This is a genomic window from Hahella sp. NBU794 (genome assembly GCF_050749805.1).
In the GTDB taxonomy this organism is placed as follows: domain Bacteria; phylum Pseudomonadota; class Gammaproteobacteria; order Pseudomonadales; family Oleiphilaceae; genus Hahella.
The window spans coordinates 3,635,920-3,653,390 of record NZ_CP192738.1 but is presented as its reverse complement, the minus strand read 5'-3'; the positions used below and the strand labels follow the sequence as shown (position 1 = coordinate 3,653,390).

Sequence of the window (17,471 nt, the reverse complement as noted above, 5' to 3'; positions counted from 1 at the left end):
AGATCCTGTGTCGATGGCGTCAGGCGGTGCGCGCCAGGGGCGTGGTTTTGTTCTGCGCCAGTGCGTGGCAGGCGGCCAGTTGCGTGGCGCCGAGTCGCGTCAGGGGCGGAAGGGCGGTCTCGCAGGTGGGCTTTTGCAAGTCGCAGCGCTCCCGGAACGGACAGCCTTTGCTGTTGATCAGCGCGTTGGGCGGATTGCCGGGAATGGTGGGCAGGCGCGGCATATCTTCGGTGATCGACGGAATCGCCTTCAGCAGGGCCTGGGTGTAAGGGTGGGCCGGACGCTCAAACAGGGTTTCCGTGTCCGCCTCTTCCATCTTGCGCCCGCCGTACATCACCAGCACCCGGTCGCACATTTCCGCGACCACGCCCATGTCGTGGGTGATCAGCAGGATGGCGGTATTGAATTCCCCCTGCAGCTCCCACAATAGCGACAGAATCTGCGCCTGTACGGTCACGTCCAGGGCGGTGGTGGGCTCGTCGGCGATCAACAGTTCTGGATGACACAGCAACGCCATGGCGATCATGATGCGCTGCCGCATGCCGCCGGACAGCTCGTGAGGATACTGGCCCATACGCGCCTGCGGCGAGGGAATGCGCACCGCGTCCAGCATGCGGATGGATTCCGCCCGCGCCGCCGCTTTGCTCATGCCCTTATGAATCATCAGCACTTCGGTGAGCTGCTTGTCGATCTTCAGGAATGGATGCAGAGAGGTCATCGGGTCCTGAAAGATCATGCCGATTTTCTCCGCGCGAATGCGGTTGAGTTGTCGTTTGCTCATGGCCAGCAGATTTTCGCCATGAAAATTGGCGACGCCGGACACGCGGCCGTTATCGGCGGTGAGTCCCATCAGGGCGAACACCGACTGGCTTTTGCCGGAGCCTGACTCCCCGACAATGCCGAGGGTTTCGCCGGCGCGCACGGTGAAGGAAAGATCGCTGACCGCCTGCACCAGTCCGTCCGGCGTTTCGAAGCGAACATTCATGTTTTCGATGGACAATATGGTCATGAGAGCTCCTGGCGCTTGCTGGCTGATTGCTTTTTTATTAGATGCATGAGAGGTCCGGGGCGCATGAGAGTTAACGGTCCTTCGGATCAAGGGCGTCGCGCAGGCCGTCGCCGATGAAGTTGAAACAGAACAGGGTGGCGACCAGAAACAGAGACGGAAACATCAGCAGCCAGAGCGCCACATCGATGGTTTTCGCCCCTTCGGCGATAAGAATTCCCCAACTGGTGTCCGGCGGCTGCACGCCCAGACCCAAAAAGCTGAGGAAGGATTCGAACATGATGAAGCCAGGCACCATCAGCGACGAATACACCATCACAATGCCCAGCACGTTGGGCAGCACATGGCGACGCACGATAGTGAGTTTGGACACGCCGATGGAGTGCGCCGCTTCGATAAACTCGCGCCGCTTGATGCTGAAGGTGACGCCGCGCACTACGCGGGCGATGTTGAGCCAGGACACCATGCCGATGACGATAAATATGAGATAGATATTGTTGCCGAAGAGCGTGACGAACAGGATCACCATGAACATGAACGGCACGGAGTCCAGCACTTCGATGACCCGCATCATGACGCTGTCCACCAGCCCGCCCACATAACCGGAAATAGCGCCCCAGACCGTTCCGATCACTACGGCGACGAGGGCGCCCATAAAGCCCACCATGATGGAGAGACGCCCCCCTTGCATGGTGCGGGCGAACAGATCCTGACCCAGATCGTCGGTGCCGAAGTAATGCCCGGTTTCCAGGGAGGGCTTGCCCAGCTCGTAAGGATCGGCCACCACGTTCCAATCGATTTCATCGTGGCTGAAAGGCGCGACATGGGGCCCGATGACGATGCAAACGACGATAAACAGCAACACGTACACCGACGCCATGGCGGCGCGGTTCTTGCGGAAACGCATCCAGGCGTCCTGCCACAGACTGCGTCCCGCCACCGCTTCGACAGGAGCCGTAACTTGATCGGAGAACCATTGCGGATCGAGTTTTCTGGTTGTCAGCACGACGGCCTCCTAAATGCGAATGCGCGGGTCGATGACGGTGTACAGCAGGTCCACCACCAGATTGAAAAAGATGGTCAGCGAGGCCACGATCAGGGTGATGCCCATCACCAGGCCATAGTCCCGATTCAGCGCACCGGAGACGAAGTGCTGCCCCATGCCGCCGGTGCCGAAGAAGATATCGATAATCACTGATCCTGTGACCACCGCGACAAACGCAGGGCCTAACATCGCCACCACAGGGATCAACGAGGGCCGCAGGGCATGATGAAACAGCAAGTAGGGCGTGGAGAGGCCTTTGGCGATGGCGGTGCGGATATAAGGCTGGTTTAACGTCTCAATCATGGCGCCGCGCATGACCCGGGCGATGCTGGCGACGGAGCCGATGGCGAGGCTCAATACAGGCAAAATCAGAAAGGCCGTTTTGCCGCCTTCCCAGCCGCCGGCGGGCAGCCAGTCCAGTTGAATAGCGAAGATCGTGACCAGCACTGGCGCCAGCACGAAAGCGGGCACCACCACGCCAGTCATGGACAACGACATCAGAAAGTAGTCGAGCTTGCTGTTGCGATTGAACGCCGCCAGGGTTCCCAGCAGCATGCCCACCGGCACGGAAATACAGAAGGACAACACGCCCAGCGTCGCCGACACTGGCCAGGACTGAGCCACCAGCTGCGTCACGGTGAAGTCCTGGTACACGAAACTGGGTCCCAGATCGCCTTGTATGAAGTCGCGAACATAGATGAAAAACTGGGTGAAAAACGGCTCGTTCAGATGGTATTTGGCTTCGATATTGGCGCGCACGATTTCCGGCATGGGACGCTCCATGTCGAAAGGGCCGCCGGGAGCGACGTGCATCAGCCAGAACGACACCAGGGCGATGAACAGCAGCGTCGGAATGGCGATCAACAGGCGACGCAAAATGTATAGCAACATAATGACGCTCTCAGGAATCCGTTAAAAAGGGCCTGGACGCACCGGCTCTGTACTTCCGACATCCAGGCCAAGAGATCGCCCACTTAATGGGCTTTCACATACACGTTCTTGCGGTAGTAGGAGGCTTCCGGATTGGTGCGTTCATAGCCGCCGATATAGGGTTTGATCAGGTACTGATCATTGCCGTAGCGGTACACCGGGATGATCGCCATATCGTTGATCAACAGCGTCTCCGCCTCACGGTATTCCTTGGAGGGATCGCTCAGCACCTTGGAGGCTTGCATGAGTTGGTCGTAGCGCGGGTTGCTGTATTTGGAGTCGTTGAATTCGCCGGAGGAGACGAAGACGTCCAGCCAGGAGGAGGCTTCATTGTAATCGGCGACCCAGCCGCCGCGGTGAATGTCGCCGGTTTCTTTGAGGGCGTAGAACACTTTCGGCTCCAGCTGCTTGATCTCCACCTGCACGCCCAGCACGCTCTTCCACATGCCAGCCATGGCGGTGGCGATCTTCACGTCATTGGAGAACGTGGGCACGGTGAAGGTCAGCTTCAACGGCTTGTCTTTGCCATAGCCTGCTTCCGTCAGCAGATGTTTGGCTTTTTCGTTGCGCTGTTTCTGCGTCCAGGTGGCGTACTCGGGCGTGTAAGGCTTGTAGCCGTCGGTCTGCGGCGGCACCAGGGTGTACATAGGCACGCCGCCGTTATTCAGAATCGCCTTGGTCATGATGTCGCGGTCAATGGCGTAGGACAGGGCGGTGCGCACGCGTACATCCTGGGTGGGCCCGGCGACGGTGTTCATGTAGTAGTAAACGGAGCCCAGGGACGCGCTGGTGTTAGCCACTTCTTCTGGGAACTTCTTCAGCAGTTGCTTCTTCTGCGCGGAAGGAATGGATAGCGCCTGATCAATCTCACCAGCCAGATAGCGATTCAGGGCCACATTGGCGTCGCCGATGGGCAGCCAGGTGATTTTTTCCAGCACCACATTATCCGCATCCCAGTAATGAGGGTTTTTCTTCAGCACCATTTTTTCGTTCACTTTCCACTCGGACACGGTAAAAGCGCCGTTGGTGACGATATTCGCCGGCTGCGTCCACGCAGCGCCGTATTTCTCAACGGTAGCCTCATGCAGAGGGACCAGCACCGGATGGGTGATGAGCTTGAGGAAGAAAGGAACGGATTGCTCCAGGGTGACTTCAAAGGTGTAATCATCCACCGCGCGCACGCCGAGGGTCGCGGGGTCCGCTTCGCCTTTCATGATCTGCGCCGAGTTCTTGATTTTCGGCATGGCGGCGAACCAGGCGTAAGGAGAGGCGGTTTTGGGATCAAGCAGGCGACGCCAGCTATAAACAAAGTCGTGAGCGGTCACCGGCTCGCCGTTTGACCATTGTGAGCGACGTAATTTGAATGTGTAGACGGTGTTGTCGTCATTGACCGACCAGCTCTCCGCCACTCCGGGAATGGTTTTACCGGTCTTGTCCTGAATCGCGAGGCCTTCAAACAGATCGCGACCCAGATTAAAAGCGGGCTCCGCCGCATACTTGGCGGGATCGACAGACGTGACCTCGCCGCCATTGTTCAACGTAATTTCCTGTCGGGCTGCGAGTTGAGTTCCTGGAGGGTAGGGCTTCGCCACTGCGCTTACCGTACACACGCTGCTTATCAGAGAAATAGCGCCCAGCATCAGTAGTTTGCTTATCTTCATGACTACCTCGTCGTATTATTTTCGTTATGCAACGAGGGAATGTATATTGTATACAATTCGTTCTCAACACCCTTTGAAAACCTCAATATGAAGGATCAGAATCAGAGCTTGGCGGTCTCAAAAAGTGAGACTGGCTGGAGGATGACGAGTCGATTGTTGAAACATTAGAAGCTTGAGTTGCGTCTCAAGAAACAGCGCCCGGTCATCGGTTCATTCTGGATTTTGTGTCGTTGCAGGGTGTTGAAGTCGGGTGAAAAAGCGGTTGGGGAGTTGGGATTGGCTGTGGTTGAATAGCTCGTTAGGGTTACTGAGGAAATACTGTGCGAATTTTGAGCATTCTTTTGTTTTTGCCACTGGTTGCTTTTGCGGATGAGCAGCAACTTGTGAAGCAATTTTTTAGTCAGGATGGAATAAAGAATAAAAAGGAAGTGTATGCCGGTGAAATGCTGGAGCACTATTTAGATCGCCCCACTTTAGGTGAAAGTCTGCCAACAGGCATAGAAATTAGCTTAAGAGCGCTTGAGAAAACGCCCGAGAGGGAAATCTACGCGGTATTGCTTTCAAAAGATGGGAAATCCCAGGACTGGTATATCTATTTAATAAATGACCAGGAAAAATGGAAGATTTCCGCAGTAAGAAACCTCGCCTTACCCGGCCTATTTTTTATGGCTTTACATGAGGCGCAAAGTAAATCCGAAAGAACAAAAGAAGAAGAGCGTCAGTATCAGAATATGCTGCTTACTTTGCGGTTAGACTCTGAGCTGAAAGAGTTTTTACGTAGCAACATTGACAGCCTGAGCGCCATTGCCTCAGAAGCACAAACTGATACAGATAAAGCCACGGTAGCGGCCAAAGCGCTTTATTTGAATCTTGTGCGCTACGAGAAGGAAAGCGGAATAGTTGATGTGAACATAGGCGGAATGCTCGACAACTCAGTTGGTTACCTATTCGTGCCAGCTGGATCAAATGCCCCCAGCATGTCAGATGATAACTATATTTACATAGAGCATGTCGTTGGGAACTGGTATGTCTATAAGACAACGTAGTCTACTTTCTTCATCGGGTATTAATTCGTCCACTAAGATTTGAACGGAAGCAATGATTGGTGGGCGTATCATCAGTTGTAAGTGTTGGCGTACATATTATGAAGAACACACTAATAGCCAGCTTGGCCATGCTGCTCACGGTATTTTTGCTGGTATTTCTCACAGCAGTGATTGACTCCATTAATAATGAGTTCTCTGATTTCCGAATTTCCGCCGTGATCGCTGGCGTGGCCACATTGGTGGCGCTAGTGGTTCTGGTAGTCTGGGCGATTCCCGGCCATTTGCTTCTAAACAAACTGAAGAAAGACAAGCTGATTTGGTATATCGCGCCCGCGCTTCTTCCTGGTTTTGTGTTTGTATACTGGCTAAAGCCTTTCGGTCAGGATGCTGAGCCATCCTTATTGATCCAAGCGCTTTTCTGCAGCTTCGTTGGCGCTGTGTCAGCCGTTGTGTTTTGGTATTTTGCTGTTTACAGGCCTGGGCGTATACAAGGCCTTTTCTATAAACCGCCTAGACATAGGGGCGACTAAATCTGAGCACACAGTGTATGCGGAATGAGGTGTAAAAATGTTCGAATATCACGGCTGGGTTACTGTCTGGGAGGGCTCTTGTGAGGCTGAAGACGACACAGTTCTTCGTGAGGAAAACTGCCGTGAAATTCAGTTGGAAATTGTGAAACACAAAGACAATATGTCAAGAGTCGAACTCTTTTATCAAAATGGCTCGCCATATGTAAGGTTTGATGGGGATAGAAATCATTACAAGTCATGGGTTTTAGAGCTGTTCATTCGTATCGGCGAAATAGCCAAAGGCTCGCATGGGCTTTTGTATATTAGAGACCAGGAAAATTCAGATTACGATAATGAATTTCAAGTGTGGCGAATGGCGAGAGGGAAGGTTGTTAAAATGAAGGATAGTCTTCTATCTCCCTGCGATCCTATTATTGAGACATACGAAATTTAAAACTGTAAAGAATCTGAGTAGAGGCAACCTGGCGAGCGCTCATAACAAGCCGCTAAAATTCCTTAAAGAAGACTCTTAGCGGTCGTTCCCCAGTTGTTATCAAGACTATCAAACCGGCGGGAATAAAGGGCAGAAATATTAGGCATGAGCGTAAATCAAAAAATATTATCATACTACGCAAATTCTGAGCAAAAGTTAGTAGATGTTATTGGGTATTTTGAGAATTCTGAAGAGAGCAGTACCGAGTGTGTTTTATGCGCGATGGGATTCATTTTCGAGGAGTCAAAATTTTACATTGTGGTCCAAGAGGATGACAGTTTTGTGCTGTATGCAAACGATTGGTGCAGTGACCCTAAATGGAAATCCATATCATTTATGAAAAGACGGCCTTGGTCATTAGCAATTGGAAATCCGCTGCTATGGTCTTGGGTGCTTCATAATCAGCAAGGCTACTTTGATGGAATTCAGCTTGAATTTGCGAAAAGTACTGAATCTCGCTCAGTAATAGTACAACTGGTTGCTCTCGGTTCAGAAATCAAGCAGCGAGATATTGCGGAAAAGTGCAGTGCTATTACATTTACTCAATAATTTGATGTTACAAGGAGTAAAGGCCTCGGTAACCCTTTCAAAGATAAAACTGCGAAAGAAATGTTTACTAAAAAAAGGGCTTGAGGAAAGGGGCCTAATCCAGGCAAGTCGCACTATGTGGTGAATAATTGTGCATATTTTCCGCCATGAGAGGTGAAAATGGCGCTCAATATCTCAAATTCGCTACTTTACTCACTATGCCATGGTTTCCGGGGATTCTCTTCTACAGAGTATTTCCTTGAAATCGTATTTAGCGAGTGGATGATCGGGTTTATAGGGCTAAATAGCTAAAAATGGTAGGTGACAGATGGCTGATAATCTAATTCCAATACCGATTCCGGCATTGGTGGCGGTGCTCCTCAATAAAGAGCGTGAAAAAGGCGAACCTCTTACAGAAGATGAAGTTATCGCAATAAGAGATAGCGCCACATGCCAGATGGGTACGATTCATCAGGTAAGAGCGCTTGAGGAATCGAGGGGGTACTCAGATATCGATCCCGAGAAGGCATGGGAGCAGTGGCAGGTAATCAGACAGCAATTTGATGGTTAGGGGAGAGGACGTGCATCTAGTCATGTTTGACATAGACGGAACGTTGGTCGAATCCTACGATTTCGATGCAGAGTGCTTTCAGGCTGCCGTAAAAGATGTGATGGGTATTTCGATTGGCTCTGACTGGGGGCGGTATCGTCATGTCACTGACGCAGGAATTCTTTCCGAGATAATTGAAAAAGCCGGTCTTCAGAGGGAACGGGAGCGTATTTTTTTCGATGTAAAAGCACAATTTGTTAGGCGCGTAGAAGAATATATTTCGCACCATGAACTGTCTCCCATTTGTGGGGCGGTTGAATTTTTGTCACGGCTCGTAAAACGTCAGGATGTGGCGATCGCTTTTGCGACAGGTGGTTGGGCCGAAACCGCCAGGATGAAGCTGGACGCGGCTGGCATCAGCCTTCCAGGGATAGCGATGGCTTCATCTTCAGACCATTACTGCAGGACGGAGATCATGAGGGTGGCTGAAATGCGTGCAAGCAAGGGGAGTTACGACTCTAAAACTTACTTTGGTGATGGGCCTTGGGATTGGAAGGCGTCCGAAGCGCTCGGCTATAACTTTATATCGGTGGGAAGTCGGATTCATACTGCTCAATCCATTGGCGACTACACTGAATCTGACAAGGTCTTCAGGTTCATTGGCATATGATAGTCAGCAGTTATTAGCATCAAAACTGTGAACAAATCATTGCCGTAGTTAGAACTTAAAACTGGTTGGTGGACAAAAATGAAGAGTGAAACCATTTACTTTGTTTCTGATTTGATAAATGTCCAATCGCCTCAGGATGACCCAGGTGAGTGTTTGGCTAAGTGTTTGAGCTTTATATTTGGTTGTGGTGTTAAAGGGCATAGTGATTAAAATGACTAGCACAAACATTCGGAAAATAGTTGTAAATGGAGTTGAGTATAGCTGGTGTATCCGAGGTGGATGCTTAGAAAGCAGGGCTAGCCATATTACTGTATTTTTTAAAAAGTCGAGCGGACAAATTCTATATATAGACCCATACGCTTGGGGGATGGAGGTTAGGCCAAAGACTGTTCGAGAAGCTATAATTTTTGGTCTGAATAATGGCTGGAACCCCAACATAAAGGGAGGGGCTATATATTTAGGGTTTCAAGAAGGTAGATTTATCGTTCTGCCTGATGGGATTAAGTTTACTTTCAACTTAAAAGAATGAGTGTGAAGTTGGTTGTCTATAAAAATAAATTGCTTTCTCAGAGTATTTGAATGTACTAATTTGGCATAACCTAAGGCTTGGGGGCTGCTCATTTATCAAGTCTATATCTTAATCTGGATGGTAAATTGTGAGGATGCAGAAATGGTAATAAGTTATATCAAAAAATGGTTTTTGGAGGCGTTAAATTGAACATTGAACTAGAAAAAGTCGGTGCTGAAATCAAAATTCTTGAATACGTAGTACGAGACCGCTCGTTTATCGACGGTGATGAAGAAAAATTGAGAGCATTTTTTCAGGCGAGGATAGAGGCTCCAAGCCTTCTTGAAGGCGACGACTTTCATGCCTCGTTCTCATACTACGATAAAGACGATAACTTTCTTGGCGTGGATAAAGGCTCTACTTGGGCTGAAGAGTTCTTGGCGTACTCGCCATATCCTATATCTTTTGAGTTGGACATTCCAAAAGATACCTGTCTGGTTAAATGTCAGCTTATTTCAATGAGGCGCCAAAAAAGCATATGGGATTATGGATGGCAAACATTTGCAGTGTTAGTTTTTGGGCTGCTTATCAGCGCAATTATAAATATATGGCGGTAAGCGCTATGCAGAATTCCTGGCATTGATACGGTCAGTCAGGATCAAATAGATCCATAACCACACCCTCCCTGCACAATCACGCCCAATCCCCCCCTAAGCCTTAGCAAACATCTCCGACACATACTTCAGCAGTTGCCCATCGATATCCGGCAGGCCGTCGGAAAACTGGGTCAGTTTGCCTGGGGTGCAGCGCATGAGTACGTTGGTGGGTTCGCCTTCGTCGTTGGAGGTGTTCACGGCGTTGAGTTCGACCAGTTTGTCGTAGAGGTCGTCTTCGAGTTGGGTTCTCTGTGCTTCCGTCATTCTGATGCGGCCGACGCAGACGCCGGGGTGGATGGGGTGGGACAGGGATTCTTCCTGAAAGCGGCGGCGAAACAGGCTGTCCAGGGCGGAGCCTTCCTCTAATAGATAGCGACGTCCGGACTGATAAAAGGAGCCGTCGCCAAAGTCATCGATATAGCCAAGTATTTCAGCGATGCGCAGGTAAAAGCGCAGGCTGGTTTCGCTGAGTCCATGTTTCTCCGCCACTGCGTCCGGCGTCATGTTATGAGAGGTCACCATATTGATGAAGTCGAGCAGGTAGGGGTGCTCCAGAAACAGCTCGCTCTGTTTGTCGGAAATAAACAGCTCGTTTTCGTGCTGCAGCTTGTTGGCGAGTTTGGTCAGCTCCACCAGATCGGTATTGAGAAAGCTGACGTACATGAGGATCTTGTCCAGCCCCAGAGACGGGTTATGCAGGTGACGTTTGATGCTGGAGAGGGGAATACCGGTCTTCTCGGACAAATAACCGTAACTCAGCCCCTCGTCTTTAATTCTTCTTCTGATGGCGGCAAGTAAAAACTTCGGACCGATATGCATCTCGTCAGACTCCGTGATTTTTGTTGTTAGGATGCTCACCCAAGAGGCGTTTAACACCTTCGGATCATACCAGACGTCTTTATCATTCGATGCTAGCAAAAAAGCGTAAGCCTGGGCCTGTATCGAAAGCCCGCCAGAACCCAGGCCAGTTATTGCGACTGCGGTCGCAATACTTCACCACGATATGCCTATGGCGCTTTGCCGTTTCTTTCGTACTTCGTCTGGTTGGACTTGCTGGCGATCCTGTGTGTGCGGGCCGGTGAGGTTCCGCCTCTGTCAGGGAGTGGGCGCCGTGGCGCTGGAGCGTTGAAAAGATGAGGCAATGTTGTGACTCGAATGGCGTGTATTTGTTAACTAATTTTTAATATTGATTATAAATAGAGCTACTATATTTATAGGTAATCCGCTATTGGCTGACAATTCATACTGCGCAACGTTATTTTCTACGGTTGACAACGATAAAATTTAAAAGAATGCGCAAAATCAAATTAATATCAGATCAATTTAAGTAAACGTTCCCAAGTATTAATAACCTTGTTCTTTACCGGTTGAACTGTTTTAAATAATGCGCTAACGTGAGCTGGCCATTTGTGAACAATTGGCTGCAAATGGTCTATGGAAGTTGGCTGTATATTGACTGATGTGACATACATTGCACACGGTGTCTGTAGCGCTTATAGAGTGCATTGATGCATCCAATTCCTAACATTTTTTAATGTTAAATTCATAAACTTTTCACTGAAGACATAGCAGAATGAGGATGTCTTCAGGTGTTATGTACATAAAGGAAAGCATACTTTCTTTTTTTGCATGCAGTCTCATATCAATATTGTGACTTGAAGGGTATCAAGCTGGGGTTTCCCCGCGAGGAGTAAATAAGTGATGGATGTACTTTTCCGACTTTCACCAGGACGCACTCGTCCGCCCGCACTTTAATTCAGAAAAATAGCCATTTAAAAACAGGTGCTTAGAAACTCTATCTGAGCGACTTTTGGCTTATTTTTCGCAGATGGCGCGGGCCATTCAAACATTTCCAACGCTTCTGAGAGGAACGGCGACTGCGTGCTGTTTCCTTCGGCTGTTGTTTTATCGCTAGTTGTTCCCTGCAACTTTGCGTCGGCATCGTATCAAGTGAAATTAGGGATTTTAATGCTTGAGAAAGTTTCATGAAATTACGTAAGGCAACCCGTTATGAACAGTTTCAGTGGCTGCGCTATCGACGTAACCCTGACGACCCCGGTCTGACACTAAAGTACCAGTTTAAAGTAGCCGGAAATATTGAGTTTCAGGTATTGAATGCCATTTTAAAAGCGACGCTTTTAAAAGGATTTAACGGCCTGTTAAGTTACTTTTTAGAAAGGGGCGATGCGCTTTTAGTTGGCGACAATAGGTTGCCGGATAAAGTGGTGGATATCGTCACTGATAAATCGCAATGGACGCAATCAGAGCCTATTGATCCGGCCGGCGATAAGCTATTCAGATTTACTTGCTTTATTGAAGACGAAAAGATCACTGGTCTGAAATTAGAGTTTAGCCATTTAGTCTTTGACGGCGAGTGTTATCAACCCTTTATAAATACATTGTCTGACTGTTGGAATCGTCGGGAAAGCCTGAATGGCGAGGCCAGGGAAGACGCGGACATATCGTTCCTGCAAATCGGCGAGTCGCCGGTTAAAGAGACGTCCGTTGATTATTGGAAAGCGGGCTTGCAAGGCGCGCGTCTGTCGCAACCGCTGCCGTTCTGTTTCAAAACGCCAAAAGAGAAAGGCGTGTATCTTTCGGTCAAGCGTACGCTGTCTATCAAGCATACGCTGACTGAGAAAACGACATCGGAGGGAGAGGGCGTCGCTGCAATCGGCGCCCTATTGGAACAGCGTGACCTCACCTTGTTTCAGTTCGTCGTCGCGGTTACCGCCGCTGTCATAAGACTGTATTCAGCGACGGAAGATCAGGATGAAGCGCCTGTTACTGTCGCTCATACGGTCAATTGTCGGAGCGAGCCGCAAGCCTATGGCTGCTTCACCAACCTGATTCCGCTGTTCGTCAAGGTTAACCCCGATCAAGCCGGCGCGGCATTGCTCTCTTGCGTCAAACAGGCGCGACAGGCTGTACGCCCGCATCAACATACGCCCGCGCTGCAGTTGGTTGAATGGGCGGACCCGCGCGCCAATCATGGCGGTCGTTTGTTTAATCTGGTGGTGAACGCCTCTGACGGACTCGTGCCTTATGCCGCTCCGGTGTTGACGGGATGCGACCTGGAGCTGACCGAACGCCCGGATACCGGAGGTCAGAATGATCTCGCCATCAACTTCAGCAGCGACGGCGATCAGCTGTTTTTGTCTTTCGATTCATCATCCCGCTTTCTTGCGCGGGAAACCCTGACGACGCTGGCGGATAACTTTATCAAGGTCGCGACTTTTATCGCCGCATCGCCAGAGCGTCCACTGCGTGAATGCCGTATCAGTCAGCCTTTGACGCCGGTTATCTGCGGCGAACGCAACGAGGCTGCGCCGCATGCGCGTATTCTGGCGAGGGTGGCCCAGGCCGGCAAACAGCACGCCAATGCGCCTGCAATCAGCGATGAGGGGACGAGTCTGACTTATCGTCAAACCTGCGCCGCCGTCGGTCTTCTGTATAGCGAAATCAAGACGCATCTGGATGTTTCTACGAATGCCTCGACGAATGTCTTTGTTGGGCGCGTCAGCATAGGCGTATTTCTGGAGCGGTCGGTGGCGTTGCCGGTGGCCTATCTCAGCGCCCTGGCGTCTCAGCGCGCCTTCACGCCCATGGACCCGCTGCTGCCGGATGAACGGCTCAGCTACATGATGGATGTGGCCAATGTCGGTGTCATATTGGTGGATGAGCGCACGCGCGCCAGAGCGGAAACACTGTATCCCGGCGCGACGATCATCAATGTCGACGCTTCACTCGCTTTGGCGACCACGGCGTCGACCAGTGAGGACAAGGGTGACGAGGATATTGAACAAGCGCTCGCGGAGGACGCGAACCCAGACGCCACCGCCTATGTGATGTTCACCTCCGGGTCCACCGGCAGGCCCAAAGGCGTGGCGATCAGTGAACGCAATCTGGCGAACTTTCTCCTGTCGATGCAGGCCTCGCCGGGGTTTCAGGCTGGCGAACGGATGCTCGCCCTGACGCCTGTCAGTTTCGACATTTCCATCCTTGAGTTGCTATTGCCGCTGATGTGCGGCGGCGAGCTGCATATCGTCTCCGATCAGACACGTGTGAGCGCGGAGCTGTTAGGGGATGCGCTCAATCAACGGCGGGCGGACGTTGCGCAGGCGACCCCGTCAACCTGGCGTATGCTGCAGCAGGCGGGTTGGTGCGCCGCCGGCGAAATGACCATTCTGTGCGGCGGCGAAGTTTTGGATAAAAAGCTGGCGCAATACCTGCTGCAACAGACCGGACAGCTATACAACATGTATGGTCCCACTGAGGCGACGATCTGGGCCAGCTGCCGCCGGGTGACGGAAGCGGACCGGATTCCTTTGGGGCAACCGGTGTTCAACACTGACTACTACATACTGGATGCCCAGGGCGACTCCGTAGCGCCGGGAATGCAGGGCGAACTGACGATCGCGGGCGAATGCGTTGGCAAAGGCTATTTGAACGCGCCCTCAGAGCAGGCTTTTGTCACCTTGCCGAATGGCGTGCGCGCCTACAAAACCGGCGACATCGTGCATTACCTGTCCCACCAGGAAATAGAGTACGTTGGTCGCCGGGACAGTCAGTACAAAGTGAATGGCTATCGGGTCGATACCGGCGAGGTGAGTCACCGCCTGAAAGAATTCGCCCCGGACGCCGCTGTTTTCACCGTGGTCAGGCGCACGCCGGAAGCGCATTTGTGCTGCTTTGTCTGGGCCCCAGAGAGCAGCGCATTCAACGTTGACGCAGCGATGCAATGGTGTCGACGCGCTTTGCCGTATTACATGACGCCGAAAGCGCTGCATCGTTTGAGCCGTATTCCGTTAACCGCCAACGGCAAAGCGGACGTCAAACTCCTGAGTGAAGCCGCGTTGACGGATTTACCCCTTAGGACGCAGCCGTCGTTTGCCTCACCAGCGCAATCTGCCGCAGCTCCGCAGGAGCAGGGGATTCAGCCGGAGATCCAGCGCATTCTGCTGGATACGCTGGATGTTTCCGCCCTCGATCTTGATCAGCCTCTTGGGTGGCTGGGTCTGAACTCCATCAGTTACAACCTGCTGGCCGCCGCGATTCAGCAGCATTTCGACATTGCGTTTCGCAGCTACGAGTTCTATCAGTTCAACACCATCAATGAGGTGGCCGGAGCTATCCGTCAACGTCAATCCCCGGAGCGGATCGCCAGGTCGCAGGAGCGTAGCGTTGACCGTCGTCGTGACGGCAACGGAGACGACCGACTGGCGATTGTCGGCATGGCGGCCACCTTGCCGGGCGGGGACGATGCGGAAAGTTTCTGGCGCGCCTTATTGGACCGTAAGGATTGTATCTCCGAGGCTCCGGCGGACCGGTCTTTGCTTGGCTACCGCGCCGGTTTCATTTCTTCGGTCAGAGGATTTGACGCGCGCTTTTTCTCCATTTCTCCCCTGGAAGCCACCAGGATGGACCCGCGCCAGCGGTTATTGCTGCAGGCCGCCTGGAGAACATTGGAAGACGCAGGCTATGCGCCATCTCAATTGGCTGGCGGCCGCATCGGATGCTATATGGCGGCCACCGGCAGCGACTATGCCTTACTGCAGGCTCGCGACGGCGAAAAACAGACGCCGTACTCCTTGTCGGGACACTCACTGAGCATCCTGGCCAATCGTATTTCCGCCTTTTTTGACTGGAATGGCCCGTCGTTTACCCTGGATACGGCCTGCTCCGGCGCGCTGACGGCGCTAGTGAAGGCCTGTCGGGATCTGCAAGCGCAGGTCTGCGACGCCGCCATGGTGGGAGGCGTCAATCTGATTCTGGATGCGCAGATCAACGAAGGATTGGAGGCGGGGCGTTTTATGTCCCCGGACAGCCGCTGCGCCACTTTCGACGCCAGCGCCAATGGCTACGTAAGAGGGGAAGGCGTGGGCTGTTTTATGGTGAAACGCTTGCAGGACGCGCAGGCGGACGGAGACCTCATTCGCGCCGTCATTGAAAGTGTGGCGGAAAATCACGGCGGCAAAGCCAACTCGCTGACGGCGCCGAATCCCAACGCGCAATATCGCCTGTTGCTGGACGCTTACACGCCGGAACTGGCGCAGCGGGTCAGCTATATCGAAACCCACGGCACAGGCACCCGCCTGGGCGATCCCATTGAAGTGGCGGCGTTGAAACGCGCCTTGCAGGAACGCACCGATGGCGAAGCGACTCAAACCGTCTGGCTGGGCGCGGTCAAATCCAACATCGGCCATCTGGAGCCGGCGGCGGGCGTGGCGTCAGTGGTGAAAGTCATCAAAGCCTTCGAGCACGAACAACTGCCCGCCAATCTGCATTTCCAGCAACTGAACCCGGAAATCGATTTGTCATCATCACCGTATCAGGTGTTGGCGGACAGTATTCCCTGGCGCAGCGAACAGCCATTGACGGCGGGCGTCAGTTCCTTTGGTTTTGGCGGAGCCAACGCTCATGTCGTTCTGTCCGCGCCTCCGCGGCGGGAGCGGCGGTCGGCGAATCACCCTGACCAATACCTGATTCCCGTTTCCGCCCGCACTGAAAGCGCGTTGCAGAAAAGTATGGCGGCGCTGGCGCGTTTCGTGGCCGAACGTCGCGCAGAACTCGGGGAGAGCGGCTTGCTTGATCTGGCCTTCACGTTGAGCTGCGGGCGCGAACATTTCGAGTATCGACACGCCTGGCTGGTAAGCGGCGCGGATGAATTACTGACGCAACTCCGTTCAGGCCACGTTGGCGTACATGCGCCTCGACACGGTCAATCCCTGAATGAACAAAGCCAGGATAATCAAGGCCTGGCTGCGGACGAGGCGACCTATCCTGGAAAACTGGGCGATCCAGACTATCTGGCGCAGGTGCGATCGAATTTTCTACAAGGACGCCATATCGACTGGCTGCGTCTGTATGAGTGCGCCGGCGCCGCCAAAATGAGGCTGCCGACCTATGCGTTCGACGAACGCGACTATTGGTACGCCAAAAACCAGACCGGGCGGTACGCCAAACAGCAAACAGGATTGGCGCAGGTAACGACAACAGCTAAGGATGGCGAGACAGATTATGAGCGCAAGTATTAGAGCCAGAGACTCTTTTTTCGATACAGAAGGACATTGGCGCAGCCTGCCAACCGGTGATGGATTCCGCGTCAGCCTGAGAGACGATCACCCTTACTTTTCACACCATCGCGTGCGCGGCTGGAAAGTCCTGCCCGGTGTGGTGTATCTGGAGCTGGCCCTGAGCGCCGTCGCCAAGTCGCGGCCGGATTTCACAACCGGATTTGTCGACGAAGTGGTCTGGCTGCGGCCAGTTCTCGCCAATACGCCTGAGACGGAGATCGACGTGCAACTGGCGCCGATCAGCCCGACGCGCATTGAGTTCCGCATAGAGCATGGGGGAGAGATGTGCGGCGGCGGTGTTTTAAATGCGCAGGCGGTATCTGGGCGCGCTGATCCTCTGGCGACGCCGTTGTGCGTACGCAGTCAGGTCGGCGCGGAAACCCGGGATCACTTTCCGCGAAGCGAGGTCTACGCCGCCTTCGCCGACATGGGGATCGTCTACGGCCCTTACTTTCAACGCATCAGCTACGTACAACGCCTGTCCAACAAGGCGTTGTCCTGGCTCAGTAATTACGACGGCGTTTTTTTGGGCTGGGCGAGCCTGCTGGATTGCGCGTTTCAGGCGGGTATGGCGATATCCATCGGCGAGCGTCGGGAGAGTCTGATGCCGTATTCCCTGGGGCGACTGACCTTACATCGCGCGCTGCCCGATCAGGCCCTGGGCAGCGCCTTCGTGCTGACGGAAAAACTGTCTCCGTTTCGCACCAACCTCACTATTTTTGACGAAACCTACACCCCCTTGCTGTCTGTTTTTGACCTGGGCGTCAAACCATCACATTTACAATAAAGGAGT

At 52.6% G+C, this 17,471-nt stretch carries 14 protein-coding genes; 9 read left to right on the top strand and 5 right to left on the bottom strand.

Annotated features, from left to right (window positions below; genetic code table 11):
* Nucleotides 1-19 precede the first annotated feature (19 nt).
* The 4 genes from ACQYWX_RS16160 to ACQYWX_RS16145 form a co-directional block, all read right to left on the bottom strand.
* The gene (locus tag ACQYWX_RS16160; protein WP_431685532.1) at nt 20-1,009 is read right to left on the bottom strand and encodes an ABC transporter ATP-binding protein; all 990 of its coding nucleotides are present in this window, start codon (nt 1,007-1,009) and stop codon (nt 20-22) included.
* Nucleotides 1,010-1,079: 70 nt separating this feature from the next.
* Nucleotides 1,080-2,012 carry an ABC transporter permease subunit gene (locus tag ACQYWX_RS16155; RefSeq protein WP_127970628.1) on the bottom strand — a complete coding sequence of 311 codons (933 nt, stop codon included), beginning with the start codon at nt 2,010-2,012 and terminating at the stop codon, nt 1,080-1,082.
* A gap of 9 nt (nt 2,013-2,021) precedes the next feature.
* Nucleotides 2,022-2,942 (bottom strand): oligopeptide ABC transporter permease OppB, encoded by a 921-nt coding sequence (oppB, locus tag ACQYWX_RS16150; RefSeq protein WP_431685531.1) that lies wholly within the window; start codon nt 2,940-2,942, stop codon nt 2,022-2,024.
* 83 nt (nt 2,943-3,025) lie between these two features.
* Nucleotides 3,026-4,642 (bottom strand): peptide ABC transporter substrate-binding protein, encoded by a 1,617-nt coding sequence (locus tag ACQYWX_RS16145; protein ID WP_431685530.1) that lies wholly within the window; start codon nt 4,640-4,642, stop codon nt 3,026-3,028.
* Between the two features lie 320 nt (nt 4,643-4,962).
* Here ACQYWX_RS16145 and ACQYWX_RS16140 point away from each other — a divergent pair, with 320 nt between their 5' ends.
* The 7 genes from ACQYWX_RS16140 to ACQYWX_RS16110 all read left to right on the top strand — a co-directional run bounded on the left by ACQYWX_RS16140 (nt 4,963) and on the right by ACQYWX_RS16110 (nt 9,563).
* Entirely contained in the window at nt 4,963-5,688 is a 726-nt protein-coding gene (locus ACQYWX_RS16140) for a hypothetical protein (protein WP_431685529.1), read from the top strand.
* Between the two features lie 56 nt (nt 5,689-5,744).
* Nucleotides 5,745-6,218, top strand: coding sequence for a hypothetical protein (locus ACQYWX_RS16135; RefSeq protein ID WP_431685528.1), 474 nt, complete (start codon nt 5,745-5,747; stop codon nt 6,216-6,218).
* A 37-nt stretch (nt 6,219-6,255) separates the two neighbouring features.
* Entirely contained in the window at nt 6,256-6,651 is a 396-nt protein-coding gene (locus ACQYWX_RS16130) for an Imm7 family immunity protein (protein ID WP_431685527.1), read from the top strand.
* Nucleotides 6,652-6,795: 144 nt separating this feature from the next.
* Entirely contained in the window at nt 6,796-7,239 is a 444-nt protein-coding gene (locus tag ACQYWX_RS16125) for a DUF6334 family protein (protein WP_431685526.1), read from the top strand.
* Nucleotides 7,240-7,546: 307 nt separating this feature from the next.
* Nucleotides 7,547-7,789: a hypothetical protein gene (locus ACQYWX_RS16120; protein WP_216739705.1), complete on the top strand. Its 243-nt coding sequence runs from the start codon at nt 7,547-7,549 to the stop codon at nt 7,787-7,789.
* A 22-nt stretch (nt 7,790-7,811) separates the two neighbouring features.
* Complete coding sequence (locus ACQYWX_RS16115; protein ID WP_431685525.1) at nt 7,812-8,438, top strand: HAD hydrolase-like protein; 627 nt, start codon at nt 7,812-7,814, stop codon at nt 8,436-8,438.
* Nucleotides 8,439-9,152: 714 nt separating this feature from the next.
* A complete protein-coding gene (locus ACQYWX_RS16110) occupies nt 9,153-9,563 on the top strand; it encodes a hypothetical protein (protein ID WP_431685524.1) in 411 nt (136 codons plus the stop codon).
* Nucleotides 9,564-9,656: 93 nt separating this feature from the next.
* Here the strand turns inward: ACQYWX_RS16110 and ACQYWX_RS16105 are convergent, their stop codons facing one another.
* On the bottom strand, nt 9,657-10,520 hold the full coding sequence (locus tag ACQYWX_RS16105) for a transcriptional regulator (RefSeq protein ID WP_431685523.1): 864 nt from the start codon (nt 10,518-10,520) through the stop codon (nt 9,657-9,659).
* A gap of 1,067 nt (nt 10,521-11,587) precedes the next feature.
* Here ACQYWX_RS16105 and ACQYWX_RS16100 point away from each other — a divergent pair.
* Together ACQYWX_RS16100 and ACQYWX_RS16095 are read left to right on the top strand one after the other, a co-directional pair.
* Nucleotides 11,588-16,639 (top strand): beta-ketoacyl synthase N-terminal-like domain-containing protein, encoded by a 5,052-nt coding sequence (locus ACQYWX_RS16100; RefSeq protein WP_431685522.1) that lies wholly within the window; start codon nt 11,588-11,590, stop codon nt 16,637-16,639.
* Nucleotides 16,623-17,465 (top strand): polyketide synthase dehydratase domain-containing protein, encoded by an 843-nt coding sequence (locus ACQYWX_RS16095; RefSeq protein WP_431685521.1) that lies wholly within the window; start codon nt 16,623-16,625, stop codon nt 17,463-17,465. Before ACQYWX_RS16100 ends, ACQYWX_RS16095 begins: the two co-directional genes overlap by 17 nt.
* Nucleotides 17,466-17,471 lie beyond the last annotated feature (6 nt).

Excerpts from the sequence above, each read along its gene's own strand:
- ACQYWX_RS16160 (WP_431685532.1), bottom strand. The coding sequence starts at position 1,009 with ATGACCATATTGTCCATCGAAAACATGAATGTTCGCTTCGAAACGCCG.
- oppB (WP_431685531.1), bottom strand. The coding sequence starts at position 2,942 with ATGTTGCTATACATTTTGCGTCGCCTGTTGATCGCCATTCCGACGCTG.
- ACQYWX_RS16145 (WP_431685530.1), bottom strand. The coding sequence starts at position 4,642 with ATGAAGATAAGCAAACTACTGATGCTGGGCGCTATTTCTCTGATAAGC.
- ACQYWX_RS16130 (WP_431685527.1), top strand. The coding sequence starts at position 6,256 with ATGTTCGAATATCACGGCTGGGTTACTGTCTGGGAGGGCTCTTGTGAG.
- ACQYWX_RS16125 (WP_431685526.1), top strand. The coding sequence starts at position 6,796 with ATGAGCGTAAATCAAAAAATATTATCATACTACGCAAATTCTGAGCAA.
- ACQYWX_RS16120 (WP_216739705.1), top strand. The coding sequence starts at position 7,547 with ATGGCTGATAATCTAATTCCAATACCGATTCCGGCATTGGTGGCGGTG.
- ACQYWX_RS16115 (WP_431685525.1), top strand. The coding sequence starts at position 7,812 with ATGTTTGACATAGACGGAACGTTGGTCGAATCCTACGATTTCGATGCA.
- ACQYWX_RS16100 (WP_431685522.1), top strand. The coding sequence starts at position 11,588 with ATGAAATTACGTAAGGCAACCCGTTATGAACAGTTTCAGTGGCTGCGC.
- ACQYWX_RS16095 (WP_431685521.1), top strand. The coding sequence starts at position 16,623 with ATGAGCGCAAGTATTAGAGCCAGAGACTCTTTTTTCGATACAGAAGGA.